The 19,346-nt window shown below is 58.2% G+C and carries 19 protein-coding genes; 13 read left to right on the top strand and 6 right to left on the bottom strand.

All coding sequences use genetic code 11. The annotated features are described in order from the left end of the window. Positions 1–192: 192 nt before the first annotated feature. The 3 genes from H6G07_RS01445 to H6G07_RS01435 all read left to right on the top strand — a co-directional run bounded on the left by H6G07_RS01445 (position 193) and on the right by H6G07_RS01435 (position 2,093). Entirely contained in the window at positions 193–1,320 is a 1,128-nt protein-coding gene (locus tag H6G07_RS01445; RefSeq protein WP_084172840.1) for a GUN4 domain-containing protein, read from the top strand. A 161-nt stretch (positions 1,321–1,481) separates the two neighbouring features. Continuing rightward, complete coding sequence (locus tag H6G07_RS01440; RefSeq protein WP_139296895.1) at positions 1,482–1,652, top strand: CAB/ELIP/HLIP family chlorophyll-binding protein; 171 nt, start codon at positions 1,482–1,484, stop codon at positions 1,650–1,652. A 168-nt stretch (positions 1,653–1,820) separates the two neighbouring features. After that, positions 1,821–2,093, top strand: a complete 273-nt coding sequence (locus H6G07_RS01435) for a hypothetical protein (RefSeq protein ID WP_139296896.1) — start codon at positions 1,821–1,823, stop codon at positions 2,091–2,093. Here H6G07_RS01435 and H6G07_RS01430 read toward each other — a convergent pair. The 3 genes from H6G07_RS01430 to H6G07_RS01420 form a co-directional block, all read right to left on the bottom strand. Beyond that, complete coding sequence (locus H6G07_RS01430; RefSeq protein ID WP_073606757.1) at positions 2,027–2,929, bottom strand: hypothetical protein; 903 nt, start codon at positions 2,927–2,929, stop codon at positions 2,027–2,029. The two genes, H6G07_RS01435 and H6G07_RS01430, sit on opposite strands and share 67 nt — an antisense overlap. Before the next feature lie 300 nt (positions 2,930–3,229). After that, positions 3,230–3,838, bottom strand: a complete 609-nt coding sequence (locus H6G07_RS01425; protein WP_073606758.1) for a hypothetical protein — start codon at positions 3,836–3,838, stop codon at positions 3,230–3,232. Between the two features lie 107 nt (positions 3,839–3,945). Further along, the gene (locus H6G07_RS01420) at positions 3,946–4,260 is read right to left on the bottom strand and encodes a YkvA family protein (RefSeq protein ID WP_073606759.1); all 315 of its coding nucleotides are present in this window, start codon (positions 4,258–4,260) and stop codon (positions 3,946–3,948) included. A 307-nt stretch (positions 4,261–4,567) separates the two neighbouring features. Between H6G07_RS01420 and upp the strand changes: the two genes are divergently transcribed. The 4 genes from upp (at position 4,568) to lysS (ending at position 7,798) form a co-directional block, all read left to right on the top strand. Then, positions 4,568–5,221, top strand: a complete 654-nt coding sequence (gene upp / locus H6G07_RS01415) for a uracil phosphoribosyltransferase (RefSeq protein WP_073607048.1) — start codon at positions 4,568–4,570, stop codon at positions 5,219–5,221. A 141-nt stretch (positions 5,222–5,362) separates the two neighbouring features. Continuing rightward, entirely contained in the window at positions 5,363–5,689 is a 327-nt protein-coding gene (locus tag H6G07_RS01410; protein WP_073606760.1) for a ssl2009 family thylakoid membrane protein, read from the top strand. A gap of 109 nt (positions 5,690–5,798) precedes the next feature. Beyond that, positions 5,799–6,086, top strand: a complete 288-nt coding sequence (locus H6G07_RS01405; protein ID WP_073607049.1) for a YggT family protein — start codon at positions 5,799–5,801, stop codon at positions 6,084–6,086. A 170-nt stretch (positions 6,087–6,256) separates the two neighbouring features. After that, the gene (gene lysS, locus H6G07_RS01400; protein ID WP_073606761.1) at positions 6,257–7,798 is read left to right on the top strand and encodes a lysine--tRNA ligase; all 1,542 of its coding nucleotides are present in this window, start codon (positions 6,257–6,259) and stop codon (positions 7,796–7,798) included. A 314-nt stretch (positions 7,799–8,112) separates the two neighbouring features. Here the strand turns inward: lysS and H6G07_RS01395 are convergent, their stop codons facing one another. Further along, entirely contained in the window at positions 8,113–8,805 is a 693-nt protein-coding gene (locus H6G07_RS01395) for a helix-turn-helix domain-containing protein (protein WP_073606762.1), read from the bottom strand. A gap of 36 nt (positions 8,806–8,841) precedes the next feature. Beyond that, the gene (locus tag H6G07_RS01390; protein ID WP_073606763.1) at positions 8,842–10,335 is read right to left on the bottom strand and encodes a hypothetical protein; all 1,494 of its coding nucleotides are present in this window, start codon (positions 10,333–10,335) and stop codon (positions 8,842–8,844) included. 202 nt (positions 10,336–10,537) lie between these two features. Between H6G07_RS01390 and H6G07_RS01385 the strand changes: the two genes are divergently transcribed. After that, positions 10,538–10,900, top strand: a complete 363-nt coding sequence (locus H6G07_RS01385; RefSeq protein ID WP_073606764.1) for an NfeD family protein — start codon at positions 10,538–10,540, stop codon at positions 10,898–10,900. Positions 10,901–11,139: 239 nt separating this feature from the next. On the opposite strand, the gene H6G07_RS01380 is transcribed toward H6G07_RS01385, so the two are convergent. Continuing rightward, positions 11,140–11,661 (bottom strand): phycobiliprotein lyase, encoded by a 522-nt coding sequence (locus H6G07_RS01380; RefSeq protein WP_073606765.1) that lies wholly within the window; start codon positions 11,659–11,661, stop codon positions 11,140–11,142. 293 nt (positions 11,662–11,954) lie between these two features. Here H6G07_RS01380 and hemE point away from each other — a divergent pair, with 293 nt between their 5' ends. The 5 genes from hemE (at position 11,955) to H6G07_RS01355 (ending at position 19,344) form a co-directional block, all read left to right on the top strand. Then, positions 11,955–13,016 carry a uroporphyrinogen decarboxylase gene (gene hemE, locus H6G07_RS01375; RefSeq protein WP_073606766.1) on the top strand — a complete coding sequence of 354 codons (1,062 nt, stop codon included), beginning with the start codon at positions 11,955–11,957 and terminating at the stop codon, positions 13,014–13,016. Between the two features lie 109 nt (positions 13,017–13,125). Further along, the gene (locus H6G07_RS01370; RefSeq protein WP_073606767.1) at positions 13,126–13,911 is read left to right on the top strand and encodes a PD-(D/E)XK nuclease family protein; all 786 of its coding nucleotides are present in this window, start codon (positions 13,126–13,128) and stop codon (positions 13,909–13,911) included. 158 nt (positions 13,912–14,069) lie between these two features. After that, positions 14,070–16,901, top strand: a complete 2,832-nt coding sequence (locus H6G07_RS01365) for a PAS domain S-box protein (RefSeq protein ID WP_199311838.1) — start codon at positions 14,070–14,072, stop codon at positions 16,899–16,901. Beyond that, positions 16,898–17,287: a response regulator gene (locus H6G07_RS01360; protein ID WP_073606769.1), complete on the top strand. Its 390-nt coding sequence runs from the start codon at positions 16,898–16,900 to the stop codon at positions 17,285–17,287. The genes H6G07_RS01365 and H6G07_RS01360 overlap by 4 nt, the downstream gene beginning before the upstream one ends. Then, positions 17,284–19,344 (top strand): hybrid sensor histidine kinase/response regulator, encoded by a 2,061-nt coding sequence (locus H6G07_RS01355; protein WP_171972937.1) that lies wholly within the window; start codon positions 17,284–17,286, stop codon positions 19,342–19,344. The genes H6G07_RS01360 and H6G07_RS01355 overlap by 4 nt, the downstream gene beginning before the upstream one ends. The last annotated feature ends 2 nt before the right edge of the window (positions 19,345–19,346 follow it).

Raw genomic sequence — 19,346 nt, 5'->3', positions numbered from 1 at the left:
ATTGTAAGGGGCAGGGTTAGGGTCTGCACCGCCTTCGGTTGAACCGGTAGTTTAGAACAGTCGTATAAGGAAACACTGTTCAAACGGATTCTAAATAAGCTGATCGCGTATCAATTTGCGCAACCAGGGCAGAGGCTCATCCGAAATGGTTGATACTGGCCGCAGTCTGTATTCTGTTGGGGGGTAACGCCCATGCAAAAGATGCTAAATCTGAAGCCGTTAGGCTGTGTCTTGACGATCGCCCTGGCAACCACTACACCACTCCCTGTCGGTGCCCAAGGCACCCCTTCCCGGATCGCCTGTGAAACGATGGTTTCTCTTGGCCAGAATGGCACTTTGACCTATTTACTGATGGGTAGCCTGCCGGAAATTACTATGGCGGACAATCTGCAAAACTCGAATGGCACAGCCTTGACCCTAACGGTGCAGTGGCAAAATCGAACAGGGCGGATACGAACCCTGCTCAATGCCGCTGCCCTGAGCGATTATGAGCAACTGGCTCCCGATGCTGACTATGCTCAACTGCCCTTTGAAGACCCTTTTCGCGGTCAGCCTAACAACGCCGATCGCCTGTACAGCACATCTGATTCGGTGCATGGCCTCTACGTCAGTCTGCGCCCCACCAGCGGACTGCCCCAGCAGATACAGATCGTCCACTACTTGAGCCCTAGTGAGTACGTGCGCTCAATGGTGGGCACCTGCCAGACTGCAAATGCCGACCTCAACGGGGCGATTGACGAGCAGTTGGCGCTGCTGCAAGAACGACTTCAAGCCCAGTCCTGGGCTGCTGCCGATCGCATAACCCGGCGGTTGCTGGCCCCAGGGACAACCTCACTGCCACCGTTTGATCCCCTACCCTCTGACCCAGTATTGTTGCGGCCAGAGCTGATACAGGCCATTGACCAGATGTGGCTGAAGGCCAGCGACGGGCGATTTGGCTTTAGTGTGCAGCGGCGTATTTGGCAGGCGGCGCTGGCTACTCATCCCAACGATGGTGCAGCGGCGGTTAATGCCTTTCGCGATCGCGTCGGCTGGAAACTGGCGGCTCCTCGCCCTGAGGTTGACTTTATTAGCAGTGACTGGTTGAACGAGTCGGAGGTGACCTACTCGTTGCAGGCTCCGGCGGGACATCTGCCCTGGGCTGGCGTGTCGGATGAGGTGGTGCAGGCGATCGCGGTTCCACCCCCCGGGGTGCATTGTGGCAGTTGCACGGTCGATGCTATGTGGCTACGCAATGAACACTTCTATACCTACATTCCAAGACTGATGGAACGGGTGGCGTTGTATCTAGACCGGCCAGTTTCTCAGAGTGCAGAATAGCAACGACTGGTGCTGCGCTGGCCAGTCGGCTTAGGACGGCGGATCGAGGTGTGGTGGCCGGAGATGGGGGTGAGGGGGCGATCGCCCCGTCTGTCCACGCCTATATCACAACCGGCAACCCATAGGGTAGGCTAGGAAAGCAAACGACACACCCTAAACCCATGGCCAACCTCGAACCCACCGTCACCCCCACCATCGAGCGCTCCAAGGCGGGCTTTAACGACTACGCCGAGCGGCTAAATGGGCGGGCCGCCATGCTGGGGTTTGTGGCGCTGGTGCTGTTTGAACTGGCAACCGGGCAGGCGATCGTCACGTGGCTGGGCCTGCGCTAGGTAAGCTATTTCCCCATTTTTGGGAATGCTATTTATCTGAGACAGATTCCCCCAGGTCTTGGTTCTGAAAGCTTCACTCAACCCCACTTTTTAAGGGGGCAGGGGGGATCTCCAAAGGCCAATTCACCGTCATTAACCTTGCTACATTCGGGAGATCGACCCATTAAGGTGCTTTTTAGAAAACAACCGTGGCTGGCTACAGCGCTCACCGTAGGCGCTGTCGATGGCCTCATGGGGGCGACAGAAGACAAGGTTTCTTTGGCGTTATTTGGCCTGCTGCTGGCAGGTGGGGCCGTCACCCTGAGCTGGGGACAGATTCAGCGCCACGCTACCTCTAGCAAAATGCCGGTGCTGCTGAACCCACCGGGGCAGGTTTACGTTCCTACATCCACCGGGCGGAACGACCTACAGGCCAGCACGGGCGACGAATCTACCCCTTGAAGTGGGCATTTGGTTTGGCTACAGGAACGGCAGTTGGCGTTGAGCAAATATTCTAAACTGCGCTGGCGGTAGAGGCTGACGTTTTGGCGAATGTAGCCCTCGACTTCGAGTTCTGACAAATCATCGGCGATCAAAATCGCCTGGGGAATGCCTAACGCCTGGCGGCTGAGATTGATTTGGGCCAGGTTGTCGCAAAAGCTGGCCTGGGGCGCATGCACCACCACCGGCAGCTTTTGGGGCTGGCTGCGAAAGCCCTCGGGGCGCTGCTGGGCGTAGTGGTCTTTAAATTGCAGAGTTACGGTACCGTCGGCGTAGCAGCGGCTGCGAATGTGGCGCTGAAAAGGCACGGTGAGAAACCCGTCGGGGGCAAGGCTGTACCACCACGACTTGTGCCATCCCTGGGAGGGCAGATTGAGAATGTGCTGCACCTCGTCGGGGTCAAAACCCGATCGCCCCAGCAGAGTCTCTGCCTCACTCAAGGAAACATTCTGCGCCAGGGTCGCGAGGTCGGAGTGGCAGGGGGTAATGGCCTGGTATTCGCGGTGGTTGTGGACATCGGGCAGCGGCGGCGCATCGGGGTATGACCCAGCCAGCACGCAGTTGATGTGCTCAAAGGTAAGCACGGCATCCATGCGGCCCTGGGGCAGGGGAACGCCAACTTCGACGGCGACGGAGCCAATTTCGTGGGGGTGGGCGATCGCAGGCAGACTCTCGGTGAGCAGCGATCGCAAAAAACCATCGTCGGCCACGGCCAGAGCTAGCTGCGGGTCAGCGGCAGACAGACTACTCCCCGACTGGGTGCGTTGAGAAGGCTGGGCGAGAGGAGAGCTAACCATAGGTAAACACTCGCCAAAATGAGGAGTATTGCTCATGCTGCTGGGCACAGGGCTGCTGGACAAAGCTAGATCTAGCCACCAAACCCGTGGTTTCACTGTTCTATCAAGTTGGCTCGCTGCTGAGGCGCGCGCCGCCAGGAAACGTTGCACAGGTTTGCACAGCGCAACGTAACCACCGTGCTTTGTTACCGTTTTTGGTGCCGGGGGCATCAGAACCGCATCCCCAACAAAAAAGCGCCCCGACGATTGACGTGGGGGCGCTTTGCTTTACCTAGGGTTCAAACACACAACCAACCAAAACTAAACGTTCGTCGCGTCATCCGCTGAGGTCTCGACATCGTCTAAGACAACGATGTGGACGGGGGTGGGCGCAGGGGGCTCAGCGGGCTGGCCCAGTTTGCTGTAGGCCAGCGCTACTAGGGAGCGAAAGCCGCGCACTAGGGGACGCACAACGTCGTAGCGATCGCCGTACTCCTTGGCCATATCGGCATCGAAGCGATCGACCTGGGTCTGTAGACCAGACAGAATTTGCTGGGCCCAGTCAACTTTGCGATCGTTGGCCAGGTAGCGCAGGTCGGCAAAGATTTGCGACCAAGTGGGGGCAGGGGCATCGGTATCAACAGCGGCTTCAGCGCCTAAGGATTCAGCCTGGACGGCCTCGGCCACTGCATCGGCAACTGCTTCAGCGGCGGCGGCATCGGCAGCTTCGTTGGCCCGAAGTTGGGCAATCATTTCGGCCAGGGTTTTGCGGCCCTGGGTTTCAATTTCGCCAGAGCCTTCTCTGAGTTCAGCCAGGGCTTCGGCGGCGGCAGCTTTGACAATTTCACGAATGCGGCTAGCGCGCTGGCCACCTTCTTTTTGGGCTTTTTCCCATTCGGTCTTAACGCGGTCTTGTACGGGGTGAGTCATGGGGGCTTCTCCTAATTAAAAATGGGGTTAAAAACTGTTGAATTGAGTTCAGATTGGCAGCCGTGTTTTCTCACTGATAGCCGTTCAATACTGAACCAAAAGCAGACTTAGCGAACGGCAACAGCATCGATATCAATCACTGTGCCGCTGGTATCGACGGATTCTGTCATGGCGATCGCCTCATCGACCTGACGCAGGTTACGTCTGCGATCGAGCAAAATTTGGGTAATTTCGGTGATGGCGATCGTGGCGATTAGGCCATCGTCAACCCAACCCAAAACCGGAAAAACGTCGGGCGAAATATCAATGGGGCTGACCAGATAAACCAGGGTGCCAAACAGCACAACCCAACGATATTTGGAGTTGCGTAACAACTGACGGTACCAGTTCATAAAGGGTTTGCCAAAGAATCGTTTTGCCATTGCTATCTCCTTTCGCCGACATGACTATCTTGACAAAACCAAAGGCTGAGCACAGGTGTTGCTTACCCCTGGGAAAAGCTGGGTTTTTACACCGAATAGACCGTAGGGGGAGAGCCGTAGGGAGTGCGGGAGTAGGGGGGTGGGGGAGTTAGGGGAGTTGGGGGAGAGTTTTGTTCGCGAAGCGTCTCCGGAGGAGAAACTTTGAATTTTGAATTGGAGAGTGGGGAAGTTGCGGGAGGTAAGGGAGAAATCGCTTCTCTGGGGGCCTCCGGGGTATGATGTGGCAGATTTTGGTGGTAGCCGGGCTATGTCATCCTTTCAACTGCGTATTTATGTTCCGCCGCATCCTTTGGTTAAGCATTGGTTGGGGGTAGCCCGCGATGCCGATACGCCGGGGCCGCTATTTCGCTCAGCGATGGAAGAACTGGGCCGCTGGCTCACCTATGAGGCCATCCGCGAATGGATACCGACGATGGATACGACGGTGAATACGCCCCTCGGCCCGGCTCCGGCCACCTTCATTAACCCTGAGGTGCCGACGGTGATCGTACCGATTTTGCGGGCGGGGCTGGCACTGATGCCGGGCATTCAGGCGCTACTGCCCCTGGCTTCGGTGTACCACGTGGGCTTTGTGCGCAACGAAGAAACCCTGGAGGCGAGCTGCTACCTCAACAAGCTCCCTGCCCAGCTCGACCCGGCCACGCGGGTGATCATCAGTGAGCCGATGCTGGCTACGGGCGGCACCATCATGGCAATGATGGATGAGCTGACCCAGCGGGGCATTGACCCAGCGGTGGTGCGAATTATTTCGATTGTGGCGGCTCCACCGGCCCTGCAAAAGCTGGCGGCGGCCTACCCGGCGGTGACTATCTACACCGCCATGATTGACGAAGAGGTAAACGAGCACGGGTTTATTGTGCCGGGGCTGGGGGATGCGGGCGATCGCACCTTTGGCACCTAGCCCAATCGCTGCCTAAAATCCGCCAGAATGAAAGCAGGAGCAGGGGCGATCGCCGCACTTGTACTGTGCAGTTGGCCGTTGCTTTGTCACAATTAGAGTATTGTAGGCTTCGGTTCTTTGGGTTAGATGGATTAACGACCTATGAGTCAGCAAGACAATTTCGTCGGTGGATTTTTGCTCGGCACCCTGGTGGGTGGCGCTCTGGGCGGCGTGGTGGGTGCGCTGGCGGCCACGCGTATGCAGCAGGCGGGGGGCAAAACCAAGTCTGCACTACCCAAAACCGGCGGCAGCCTCGCCTTTGGCGAATTTGACGACCCCGACGAAGAGAGCATTGAAGCCGCCCGCCTCGGCCTGGAAGACAAAATTGCTCAGCTCAACGATGCGATCGATGACGTGCGGCAGCAGCTCGGCGGCATCAACGGCCACTCTGAGCGCCCTTGGGAAAGCCCCTCCCGCATAGACTCTTAAGCAAATCTACCGGGTTCGCGCCGTGCTGGGCGAAGCAAACCGTTACACTAACTGACAGACTTAGACGCTCCGTGTATTGTTGATAACGACTACTGCCGAGGTTCTCATAATGGGCATATTGGTACAAACCCTCTCTCAATTTTTAGCGATCTATTCCATACTGCTGATCGTGCGCATTCTTCTGAGCTGGTTTCCCAATGTTGATTGGTTTAGCCCGCCTTTCTCAGTGCTGAGTCAGCTAACCGATCCCTACTTGAACCTATTTCGTTCGATTATTCCTCCTCTGGGTGGTATTGACCTCTCGCCTATTCTCGCTTTCCTACTGTTGTCGCTTCTCCGCTCCGGTCTTGGACAACTTGCCCTAGCGGTGGCTGCATCTTCCTACGCCTCTTTTTAAGCCTGCTTGTAATTCAGTTTTGTTAAGCCTGACTGCTCACGCCCTTGGTTTAGAGAGTGTTTAGCGGTCAGGCTTATCTGCTTTAAAGGATTGCCGTTCTTGGCGGTACGGGGGCCAGGGTTCCCTATAATGGGGGCTTGTGACGTTTTGCCATTCACCCGCCCCTAGCTATGTCGTCTGACTCTAACCGCCCAGGCCAAAGCGCCTCCAGCCTTGACGAAATTCGCGCCGCCCGCCTGCAAAAGGTAGAAGACCTCAAGCAGCTAGGCCAAAACCCCTTTGCCTATCGGTGGGATGTCACTGACCACACCGCCGACTTGCAGACCAAGTATGCCGATTTAGAAGCCGGGGCCGAGGTGGATGTCCCGGTTTCCCTAGCCGGGAGAATCTTGGCGCGGCGAGTGTTTGGCAAGCTGGCCTTCTTCACCCTGCAAGATGAGAGCGGCATCATTCAGCTCTACCTGGAAAAAGCCACGATTCAGGAGCATATGGGCGCTGCGGATGAGCAGGCCTTTGAACACCTGAAGCAGCTCACCGATGTAGGCGATATCCTCGGCGTGCGCGGCACCATTAAGCGCACCGAGAAGGGCGAACTCTCGGTCAAAGTGCAGGAGTATGCCCTGCTGACTAAGGCGCTGCTGCCTCTGCCCGACAAGTGGCACGGCCTCACCGATGTAGCCAAGCGCTACCGCCAGCGCTACGTGGACTTAATCGTCAACCCCACCGTGCGCGACACCTTTCGCAAGCGGGCGCTGATTACCTCCGGCATTCGGCGGTATTTGGAAGATCGGGGCTTCTTAGAGATTGAAACCCCAGTGCTGCAAAGCGAGGCCGGGGGAGCCGAGGCGCGCCCCTTCGTCACCTACCACAACACTTTGGAGATGGATCTCTACCTGCGTATCGCTACCGAGCTGCACCTGAAGCGGCTGGTGGTAGGTGGCTTTGAGCGGGTATTTGAAATTGGCCGCATCTTTCGCAACGAGGGCGTGTCGACCCGCCACAACCCCGAATTCACCAGCGTGGAGTTTTACCAGGCCTATGCTGACTACCACGATCTAATGAATTTGACGGAAGACCTGATCGCTACTTTGGCTAAAGACATTTTAGGTACGCTCAAGATTACCTATCAAGGTGTAGATATTGATCTGACCCCGCCCTGGCGGCGGGTGACGATGCATGACCTGGTGCAGGAGCATACTGGCCTAGATTTTCGCCAGTTCACCACTCTTGAAGAAGCCCAAGCGGCGGTGAAGGATCTCAAGCTGCACGGTGCCGAAGACTGCGACTCAATCGGCAAACTGCTGAACGAAGTCTTTGAGCAAAAAATTGAAGAAACCCTCATTCAACCCACGTTTCTGATCGACCACCCAGTGGAGATTTCGCCCCTGTCAAAACCCCACCGCAGCCGACCTGGGGTGGTGGAACGATTTGAGCTATTTGTGGTGGGCCGAGAGACCGCTAACGGCTTTTCGGAGTTGACTGACCCCATCGACCAGCGGCAGCGCTTTGAATTGCAGGCGGTGCGTAAGGCGGCGGGCGATCTCGAAGCTACGGGCGTAGACGAGGACTTCCTCACTGCACTGGAGCACGGTATGCCCCCCACCTGTGGCGAGGGCATCGGCATCGATCGCCTGGTGATGCTGCTCACCGATAGCCCCAGCATTCGCGATGTGATCGCATTCCCCTTGCTGAAGCCGGAGCGGGAGGAGTAGGCGGGTAGGGGAGTGGATGGGTAGGAGAGTGGGTGGGGAGAAGGGATATCCAAAATCCAAAATCGCCAGTCCAAAATCGCTAATCGCTTGGCTCTAACGAAAAGCTCCCCGCCTAGGCGGGGAGCTTTTCAAATATAAGGAGTTCAGCTAGAAAGTGGGTTTCTGTATAGTTAGGGTGCAGTGGGCTTGCCCGGTTACGACGTACCCACGCATAAGATTCCCATGCTGAGGCCCAAATTCCGTAAAGAATTGCAAAATAATCTAAAACTTTATCGGATATTTATAGTTGAGGTGAAAGTTTTGCCGATCTGGCACTAAGGCGAGGGCGACGGCGTCTGGGGCTGGATCGGGGTAACTTTAGCGCGGTACAGCAGGCGATCGCCCTGCCGGTAGCCCACATGGCTCACCCTCACTTGCTGCCCCGGCGACAGCACGCCTGCCTTGGGCTGGTGAATGTGCGGGTCATAGGTCACCTCGGCCCCGACCGTTTCTATGGGGGTAACGCCCCAGCCCTGCACCAGGGTTTCTACGGGGCGCACCAGGGGCAGCAGTTTTTGGGCGGGAAGATCGGCTTTTTGCTGGGCGGCGTGGGCGGCGGTGGGCCACTGCACTAGCCAGGGCTCTAGCTGGGCGATCGCCTCTTGCTGAACCTGCTGGCGCACGGCGTCGGCCTGGTTAGTGAGCTGGGTCTGGAGGCGATCGCACTCCTGCCGCAGAGCTTTGATTTGCTCTACTGCCTCAGCCCTGGAATCCCCTCCTCTCTGGGATTCATCGAGTGAGCTAAACCTATTCACTAGATCCTCTAGCGACAATCCTAAGGTTTGGCCGAGGCGTTCTAGCACGTCCAAGCGCAATCGCCCGACCTGCCCCTGGCGCAGGCTGTCGATTGCCGAACGGGGCACGTCGCTGGTTTGGCTGAGGGCACGGTAGCTGGCAATATTTGCCTCGGCCATCAGCGATCGCAGCGCTGGGCTATAGTCCACCTGGTCAGAACTAGACCTTGCCATAGTCCCCCGCTACACCCGCTAACAACTGATGCTGTCCTAAAAGTTGAGGTCTAACTCTTCCGGCGGGCGGCTTTGCAGGTCGGGGAGATTGCTGCCAGGGGTTGACCCTCTGGTGCGGAGGCTTTCGCCTAGGGGGTCGCGGGGGCGGGCGGTGGGTGAGGGCGTAGGCCGAGGTGCTGGGGCCGTTTGACTACTGCTGCTGGCGGTACCGCCGCCTTGATTGATAATGACGGGCTGGTTGGGGCGAGGGTTAAAGGTCTCAAAGGTAACCGCGCGCACCAGGGGCGGGTTTTGGCCATCGGTGACGCGCAGGGTCACAGTGGTAGTGCCTGCCGGGCTAAGGGGCATCGACAGCGCCCCCTGGAGGCCCACCGTCCCTGGCGAAGGCAGCAGTTCAACTTTAGCTGTTGAGCCGCCCTCTACCCGCCAAGCCACTTGGAACCCAGGGATTTGCTGGCCGGGCTCCACTGGCACCAGATATTTAGGCTGGGCCTCACGTCCGTTGATGGTGAACGAGGCAATCCGTACCGGGCGGGGCTGAATATTCACCACTTCGCTCTGTTTAGCCGCCGGCAGCTCGCGATCGCCCAGGTTAGCCGGTACCGGGGTGAGTTCAAACTGGTACTGCCCCACCTCCAGCATGCCGCTGGGTACTCCTTGGCAAATCAGCCGGTCTTCAAGTTTGCAAAAGGGCTGAAGCTCTTCGGGCAGAGACACCTGGGCTGGGCCATCGGGTTTGCGCAAGGCAAATCGCCGCCCCCCTAGGGTTGTACCATCGGGTCGCTTGACCACCAGCAGCAGGTCTTGCAGGCTGGCAGGGTTGGTCACAATCCAGCTGACGCGAATGCCAGCATCGGTGACCGGCGGGGCTAAGGTTGGCGTGTTGGCCGAAACTTGGGTACCAGCTTCGGAGTAAATCACCTGGTCGGGGACAAGTTCGACCACGGTGGGCTGGGGTAGGTCGGCCACGGTGACTAGACTGCTCTCGGCCTGGATGGGGGCCAAGTTCAGATCCATATCGGGCAGCAAAGTCAGCTCAAAGCGGTACTGGCCCGGCTCCCGCAGTTCGAGAGGCACATCGCGACAGGTGAGCAGCCGTCTGGTCAGATCGCAGTAGGGCAGCAGGCCAACCGGCAGCCCTTCCGATAGGTCGTAGGTTTCTGGGCCAAACACCAGGGTGCCGTCTGGGGCATAGCCGCGCAGCAGCATGGTCTGCACCTGGCGCGGGTTGCTCACCTGCCAGCTCAGGCTCGGGCTTTCTCCGCGGGCGATCGCATACTCACTTTGAGAGGGCGAAATATCCATCACGTAGGGATGGGGCGGTGTGCGCAAAACCCACCACAGCAGACCGCCGAGACCGCCCAGGGCTCCTACTCCAGCAGCGATCGCCAGCCTACGCTGCCACCGGGGGCGCGGTGGCAGCGTAGGCAACGGCGCCAAGGTGATAGCCGCCGCTGTTGCCGCGCTCTCCACCGCTGGGTCGGTTTTTAGTTCTGGCTCGTGCCACTGTTCGATCTGAGACCCTGCCATAGCCGTTGTTTGTCCTCACATTCCAGGGCAGCATAGCGACTTAACGATGCTCCTGCCAACTACCCCAACCACCCATGCTCTAATGGTGACATTCTATCTATTACACGTTGCTATCTCCTTTGAGCTGCTATCTATCTCAAGGATGAGTTCTAAACCCTAGAACCCGTCGAAACTAGTCCTTATCCTACAAAAGGTTTGAGCCATGTCAGACGACCTGATAGAAGATGTCTTTCCCGAAGCTGATTCGCCCCAGGATATTCAGTGGGCCTCTGACTCGGCTGATGAACCGACATTCCCAGAGGGAGCCTGGACGGATAAAACAGCTCTAGTTCAAGACCTTCTAGAGGGCCGAAAGTACCAGGTCAAGTTTGAAGGAGTCTACTGGACTGCGATCGCCGCCTCCGCCGCAGTACCGCTGGTGCCCGGCGACACCGTGGCTGTTTTGGGTCGCGACGGCAACGAACTCATCGTGCAAAAGATGCCCGAGGCACAACCCAATCTTCAGCTGCCTAATGTTGCAGTCGGCTCCGAGGGGCAAGTGACTCTGCCAGACCCCCTGATTTGAATCATCTCCAATGGCGCTCGTCCTGATGCCAAACCTAGTTAGGTCACTGAGGCTGAGTGTGACTCTCCCTGTCTAGAGAGGGCAACGAGAAGAGGGGTTTCAAAGAGCAGCGGTTTTTAGGCCAACCCTACACCTGCTAGCTACAGCAGACGCGCCTAAATTGCTTCAACAGTGTTCACCATCAGTGACTCTTATCCCTCGGCTGGAGTCGGGGATTCCTGATTTTTGGGGCGACGTGCTTAGGCGGCAGGTTTGGCTAGGCCCATGCGAATTTCTGAGCAGAACGATGCCATTTGCACATCATCCCCAGTTTTGAGCACGCTGGTACGCATCCGCAGGTTGGGGTTTGCAAACCACAGGCGTTCTTCTATCTGCCCTGCGTCGGTGGGGGTCACGATAGTTAACACGTCATCCTCAACCCGGTAGCTGCCCTGGAGCGCCGGTGACGCCGTGGGGGCCTGCACCAGTATCCCATCCCCCCCATCGGTGGGAGTCATAATCACCATCAGGGCACTGCTCTGGATTTTTTGGCTTTCACCCTCAAGCTGGCTGTCCTGGTGAACCCGCAGGCCACAGGCGATTTGGCTAGGGTCGTGGCCGAGGGTGGTGCAGACCTGGGCCAGGTCGGTATCGGTGGCAGGCAGAAACTCAATCAGCAGATTAGACTGCCCCGCTTGGGAACTCTGACTCGCCAAGTTGTGAATGGTGCGTTGCGAAAACCACTTGCCGGCTAGGGTTTCAAAAAAGTTCACAATTTCCATGGGGATAATCTGCGTTTCGACAAATAGTCACAGTCTTTAATTCTACGGCGAAGCGCTCCTTTTCTGGGCCATGGATTGAGAGGCACTAGCTCCATAAAGAACGCCCTTCCAGCGCTGAGCAATTGTGTACAAATGTTGCGACATAAAAAGTGCTGAACCCCTTTTCCCGTAAGAATTTAGAAGCATCACAGAGTGATAAGCTAACGGTTACGCTTTAGTTCGCTTTTGGGCGGGCGCTTTTGTAACGCTGTTCTTGATAAAAACGCTGTTCTTGTAAATTGGTGACGCCTTCCATGACCGCAGTGAACCAGGTACCTTTGTTGCTCCGCGCCGCCCGCCACGAGGTGCTAGAGCGTCCCCCGGTATGGATGATGCGTCAGGCGGGGCGCTACATGCAGGTGTACCGCGATCTGCGCGATAAGTATCCGTCCTTTCGCGATCGCTCTGAAAACGCCGACTTGGCCATTGAGATCTCGCTCCAGCCCTGGCGCGCCTTTCGCCCTGACGGGGTGATTATGTTCTCCGACATTCTGACGCCGCTGCCGGGCATGGGCATTCCCTTCGACATCATCGAGAGCAAGGGGCCAATCATCGAGCCGCCCATTCGTACCCAGGCTCAGATCGACGCGGTGCATGAGCTGGATCCTGAAACGGCGCTGCCCTACATTCGCACCATTCTGCAAACCCTGCGCCAAGAAGTCGGCAACGACGCTGCCGTGCTGGGCTTTGTGGGCTCTCCCTGGACTCTGGCGGCCTACGCGGTGGAGGGCAAAACCTCCAAGAGCTACACCAACATCAAAGGCATGGCCTTTAGCGAGCCCGCCATGCTGCACACCCTGCTGGGCAAGCTGGCCGACAATATTGCCACCTACGTGCGCTACCAAATCGACTGCGGTGCTCAGGTGGTGCAGCTGTTTGACTCCTGGGCTGGGCAGCTCAGCCCCATGGACTACCGCACCTTTGCTCTGCCCTACCAGCAGCGGGTGGTACAGCAGGTGAAGCAGACCCACCCCGACACCCCCCTGATTCTCTACATCAGCGGTAGCGCTGGTGTGTTTGACCTGATGGGTGAGTCGGGCGTTGACATCGTCAGCGTGGACTGGACGATGGACATGGCTGAGGCCCGCCGCCGCTTAGGCCCCAACATTGGGGTGCAGGGCAATATCGATCCGGCAATCCTGTTTGGTTCCCAGGATCTGATTCGCGATCGCATCCTTGACACCATCAAGAAAGCAGGCAATCGTGGCCACATTCTCAACCTGGGTCACGGTATTTTGCCCGGCACCCCCGAAGAGAACGCGGCCTACTTCTTTGAGACCGCCAAAAACATTGACAAGCTGCTGGCGACTGTTTAGCGCAACGCCATAGAGGACTGCTGGATGAGGGGTGCAGGGTTTAAGGTTTAGGTACAAGGTTTGAAATGAAGCCTTGAACCCTAACCCTTGAACCTTGAGCCTCTTTTCTATGCTCTCTCTCACCCAGGGCCATTTAAGCCTGCTGGAAATTTGCCCCCGGCGCTACCAATACACCTACCTAGAGCACCACACGGCACCTATGGATCCGGCTATGGCGGAGCGGCAGCGGTGGGGCACTGAGTTTCACCGGGTGATGCAGCAGCGAGATTTGGGCCTGCCCGTCGATAATTTGTTAAAAGAAGACGCCGCCCTTGATGCGGCGGTGCATAGCTTGCTGGCCGCTGCGCCAGATCTGTTTTTGCCTCAGGTCAATGGCTTGCGCCAAAGCGAGCACCGCCGCACCCTGGCCTTTAACGGCTATACCCTCACCGCCATCTACGACCTGCTGGTAATGGGGCCGACCAGCGGCCAAATTGTTGATTGGAAGACTTACCAAAACCCGCCCCAGCAGACCCAGCTAACCCAGCATTGGCAGACCCGCCTGTACCTCTATCTGCTGGTCGAAACCAGCCACCTGTCCCCAGAGCAGGTGACGATGACCTACTGGTTTGTCGCCCCTCCGACGGCTCAGGCCGCGCCCAAACCGCCCAGCAGTATCACCATTGGCTATGGTGCCGCCCAGCACCGCCGCACCGAGGCCGACCTGCAAGGGTTGACCGACGCCTTGACCACCTTGCTGGCCACCGAGGTCGATCTGCCCAAGGTTGACCCGGCCCTGGGCTACTGTGCTCAGTGCCCGTTTGCGGTGCGCTGCCAGCGGTGGTCGGAGCGCTTTGGCCAGGAGGGGGTAATGACCTTGCCTGCGATCGCCGATATTGCTGAGGTGCCTCTGTAACCTCTGCTCCGCTGTGCTCAAACTGATGTCTAAAATTGATTCGTGACCCAAAAAAGGTGATGTATTCTGGCGTACCACATCTATCTAAAGGCTAAGATCGCAGACAACAGGGTGACCTTAACGGTCTAATACCATCTACTCCCGAGGGCACTCTCGCTATGTCGCAGTCCCCCTCCTCGTCTATGGCCGCCCTAGCCCAGCAGCTACAGGCCTGTGAAGCCCGCTACCGCACGCTGTTCGACCATGCTCAGTTGGGCATTGTGCTGGCCGACGCCGAGAGCTACTACGTTGATGTCAATGCCAGCGCCTGTGAGATGTTTGGCTACAGCCGCGATGAGTTCGTTGGGCTGCATGCTTCAGATATTGTGGTGCAGACCGAAGCGCCCCACATTGACTCGGCCCTGGGCCAAATTCACACTCGCCGCGATCACCACCGCGAATGGCAGTTTCGCCGCAAGGACGGCACGGTGTTTACGGCGGAGGTGATCGCCACGCTCCTGCCCGATGGCACTCTGCTGGGCTTGATTCGCGATTTGAGCGATCGCAACGCGGCCCAGACCTATCGCGATCGCATGGCGGCGATCGTCGAATCGACCTCTGATGCCATTATTAGCACCGACCTCAACGGCATCGTCACGAGCTGGAATGCCGGAGCAGAGGCAATCTACGGCTACTCCGCCGCCGACATGCTCGGCACCCCCGTGGCGCGGCTGTATCCAGTAGACAAGCTGAGCGAAGCCAGCCTAATTCTGGAGAAAATTCAGCGGGGCGAGCGCATTGAGCGGCTGGAGACCCAGCGCCATACCAAAGCTGGGCAGCTCATCTACGTGTGCATTGCTGCGTCACCGCTGAAAGACAGTCGGGGCAATATTATCGGCACCTCGGCCATTGTGCGCGACATTACGGCGCTGAAGGAGCGCGATCGCGAGATTGCCCGCATGTCCCGGCTCTACGCGGCCCTCAGCCAGATCAACCAGGCCATTGTCTGGACTGCCGACCGCGACGAGCTGTTTCAAAAAGTCTGTCAGGCGCTGGTGAATGACGGCGGCTTTTGTCTCGCCTGGATCGGCTGGCGTGGGGTAGAACCCGACGGACTAACGCCCGTGGCGGTGGTGGGCGACAGCGCAGGTCTACTGTCCAACCCAGGGGCGATGGGCCAAAAACCGGCGGCGGATCTGTCGGGAGAGTTGGCCGCCATGGTGTTGCGATCGCACCAGCCCTATATTTGCAATGACGCTCTCACCGACCCAGCCACCCGTGCTGGGCACGGGGCGATCGCCGAGGGCCGGTTTCGGGCCTCGGCCCACTTCCCAATCATCCTCGAAGGGGAGATCGTTGGGGTGCTCAACGTCTACGCCGAGCAGCCCAACATTTTCCACGACAAAGAGATCGCCCTGCTCGAAGAGGCCGCTGGCGATCTCGCCTTTGCCCTTAGCGCCTTTGCCCGTGACGAGGCCCGCCGCCAGGCCGAGCAGGCTGTGCGCGACGAAATGCGCTTTACCGAAATCATGATCGAGAGCATGCCCGGCATTCTGTACTTCTACGACACCGAGGGTCACTTCCTGCGCTGGAACCAAAATTTTGAGCGCGTCTCTGGCTACTCTGCCGATGAGATCGCCCACATGCACCCTATTCACTTTTTTGCCGGTGACGACAGAGCCAGATTAGAGCAGCGCATCGCCCAGGTGTTTACCGACGGTGAGTCCTCCATGGAGGCAGACTTTGTTGCCAAAGACGGTACCACCACCCCCTATTTTTTTACCGGGCAGCGGGTTCAGTTTGAGAACACCTGGTGCCTGGTGGGGGTCGGCATTGATATTTCGGCTCGGCGGCGAGCCGAGACCCGGTTGGCCGAGAGCGAGCGCAAGTATCGCGAACTGGTCGAGCATGCCAACAGCATCATTCTGCGGTGGAACTCCGATGGCTGCATTACCTTTCTCAATGAGTATGGCCAGCGCTTCTTTGGCTATAGCGAAGCCGAAATCATTGGCCGCCACGTGATGGAAACCATCGTGCCGCCGATGGAAAGTGGTGGGCGCGACCTGCAACAGCTCATGGATGCCATCTGCGCCAACCCCAGCGCCTTTGAGCAAAACATCAACGAAAATATGCGCCACGACGGCCAGCGCGTCTGGGTCGCCTGGACCAACCGTATTGAGCTTGACGCCATCGGCAACGTAGTTGAAATTCTCAGCATTGGCACCGACATGACCGCCCGCCGCCAGGCCGAGGCCGAGCGCGAGAAGCGTCACCAGGCTGAGGCCGCCGATCGCATCAAATCGGCCTTCCTCGCCACCATGAGTCACGAGCTGCGCACCCCGCTCAACTCCATCATTGGCTTCACCGGCATTATCTTGCAGGGCTTGGCCGGGCCACTCAACGCCGAGCAGAGCAAGCAGCTCGCCATGGTGCGCACCAGCGCTCGCCACCTGCTGGCCCTGGTCAACGATGTGCTCGATATTTCTAAAATTGAAGCTGGGCAGTTAGAGGTGGCCCGCGAGCCCTTTGACCTGCCCCGGTCGATTGCTAAAGTGCTGGCGATCGTGCAGCCCCAGGCCGTCGCTAAAGCGCTAGACCTGCGTGTTGAGGTAGCCCCCACCCTGGGCGAAGCCATCACTGACCAGCGGCGGTTTGAGCAGATCTTGCTCAATCTGCTGAGCAATGCCATTAAATTTACCGATCGCGGTAACGTCGCCCTGACCGCAGAATTGTATGAACCCTCTAGAGCTGAGGCTGCCCCAGCGACGCTGCGCCTGCGAGTCTCTGACACGGGCATAGGCATCAAGGCGGAGGATCTGCCCGCTCTGTTTCAACCCTTTCGGCAGATCGACTCGGGGTTGACCCGCAACCACGAGGGTACGGGGCTGGGCTTGGCGATCTGTCGCCGCCTGGTCGAGCTGATGGGGGGCACCATTCAGGCCGAGAGCACCTGGGGGATGGGCAGCACCTTTACCGTGACGCTGCCGCTGCAAGCACCGGAGACACCATGACAAAGACCATTCTGTTAATTGAAGACAATCCCCAAAACCGCTACTTAGTGCAGTTTTTGCTGGAGCAGCGGGGCCATAAAATTCTTCAGGCAGAAACCGGTCTTCAGGGGTTGGAACTAGCGGCGATCGCCCAACCCGACCTAATTTTGCTCGACATTCAGCTGCCCGGCATGGATGGCCATGCTGTAGCCTATGCCCTCAAGAGCGACCCCCAACTCAAATCAATCCCGATTGTGGCGGTTACGTCCTATGCCATGGTGGGCGATCGCGAAAAATGCCTAGCCGCCGGAGCCGAAGGCTACATCGAAAAACCCATCGACCCCGAATCATTCGGCGACGAAGTGGAGCGGTTCTTCCTCGCCACTCCAGGAGATGTTGCCCTATGAGTCAAGTGCTGGTTGTTGACGATAACGCTGAGAATCTCTACCTGCTGCGCATGCTGCTTCAGGGCTATGGCTACACCGTGGAAGAAGCCCGCCACGGGGCGGAAGCCTTAGCTAAAGCTCGCCAGCAGCCCCCCATCTTGGTCATCTCTGACCTGCTGATGCCGGTGATGGATGGCTACACTCTGCTGCGCCAGTGGAAGGCCGACGATCAGCTCAAGGCCATTCCCTTTATGGTCTACACCGCCACCTATACCGACATTAAAGATGAGCGTCTGGCCTTTGACCTGGGGGCCGACGCCTTCTTGGTCAAGCCTGCTGAACCCGAGGCGTTGATGGTTAGCATCGCGGCTTTACTGGCTCACTTTGACCCCGCCCAATCTTCGGTGCGCCAGCCCCAGCTTGCAGAAAATGCTTTGCTCAAAGACTACAGCGAAGCCCTGTTTCGCAAGCTGGAGAAAAAGATCGAGGGCCTACAGCAAACCAACCGGCGGCTAGGGGCCGAAATTGCCGAACGCAAGCGCACTGAGGCCGCCCTGCGCGACAGCGAAGCCCGCTACCGCCAGCTATTTCAAGCCATCACTGACCCAGTGTTGGTCTACGATCGCACAACCCTAGCTTGCCTAGCCGTCAACGATGCCGCCGTAGCTGAGTATGGCTACAGCCGCGACGAGTTTTTGACCATGACCCTGCAAGCTATTTATCCGCCCGAGGATGTGCCCGCTCTAATGGAGCGGTTGGCTCAGTCAGGCTCATCCCTAGAACGTCATGGCGTCTGGCGCCACCAAAAGAAAACTGGTGAAATCATCAGTGTTGAACTCTCCGCCTACGGTCTAACCTTCGCCGATCGCCCCGCCTGCCTGGTGCAGGCCCGCAACGTCACCGAGCAGCAGCGGCTCGAAGAGCAGTTTCGCCAAGCCCAAAAAATGGAGGCCATCGGTCGGCTGGCGGGGGGGATTGCCCACGACTTTAACAACCTAATCACGGTGATTAAAGGCTACAGCGAGCTTTTGCAGAGCCGTATTCCCACCAGTGACTCTGCCGCTCAGCTGCTGGGTGAAATTTACCAGGCGGGCGAACGAGCTGGGGCGCTAACCAGTCAGCTGCTGGCCTTTAGTCGTCAGCAGGTGCTAACGCCCCAAGCGCTTAACCTCAACACCGTGGTCAGCAATACCGAAACCATGCTGCGCCGTCTGATCGGTGAAGACATTATTTTAGTCACCACCCTGAGCCCTACCCTCGGCCCCATTAAAGCTGACCCCGGCCAAATCGAGCAGGTGTTGATGAACCTGGCGGTCAACGCCCGCGACGCCATGCCCCAGGGCGGCACCCTGACCCTGGCCACCCAGACTGTGCAGCTAGACGAAGCCCAATGCCGCCAACTGGCTGGCTTGGGCCCCGGAAATTACGTGCTGCTCACGGTGAGCGACACCGGCTGCGGCATTGACGCGGCGACCCAGGCCAGAATGTTTGAACCCTTTTTTACCACCAAGCCCGTGGGTAAGGGCACCGGCCTGGGGCTGGCCACGGTGCATGGCATTGTCAAGCAGTCGGGGGGCTACATCGCGGTAGAGAGTGCAGTGGGCCAAGGAACGAGGTTTCAGATCTACCTGCCGCTGGTGGCGGAGTCGGTGCCTGAGGGGCGATCGCAGGGGCGATTGTCTACCCTGCCCCAGGGCACTGAAACCATCCTGGTGGTCGAAGATGAAGATGCCGTGCGCGCCCTAGAAATTTATGTTTTGCAGCGGTGTGGCTATCGAGTCTTAGAGGCTACCAATGGCCAAGATGCTCTGCACCTGGTCGAGCATGAGCCCGACCCCATTCACCTGCTGATGTCCGATGTGGTGATGCCCCACCTGGGGGGGCGCGAACTAGCTGCCCAGGTGACCCGCACCCATCCCCACTGTAAGGTGTTGTTTCTCTCTGGCTACACCGACGATGCCGTGATTCACCACGGCGTTTTAAAGGCCGACGTAGCCTTTTTGCAAAAGCCCTTTACCCCATCGACGCTGGCCCAAAAAGTGCGACAGGTGTTGGATGGCGAGACGGGGGCAGGGTGAAA

The organism is Phormidium tenue FACHB-1052, assembly GCF_014696675.1.
GTDB classification, from domain to species: Bacteria; Cyanobacteriota; Cyanobacteriia; order Phormidesmidales; family Phormidesmidaceae; genus Nodosilinea; species Nodosilinea tenuis_A.
The sequence above is the reverse complement of the archived record's forward strand: the minus strand, read 5'-3'. Positions and strand labels throughout refer to the sequence as shown.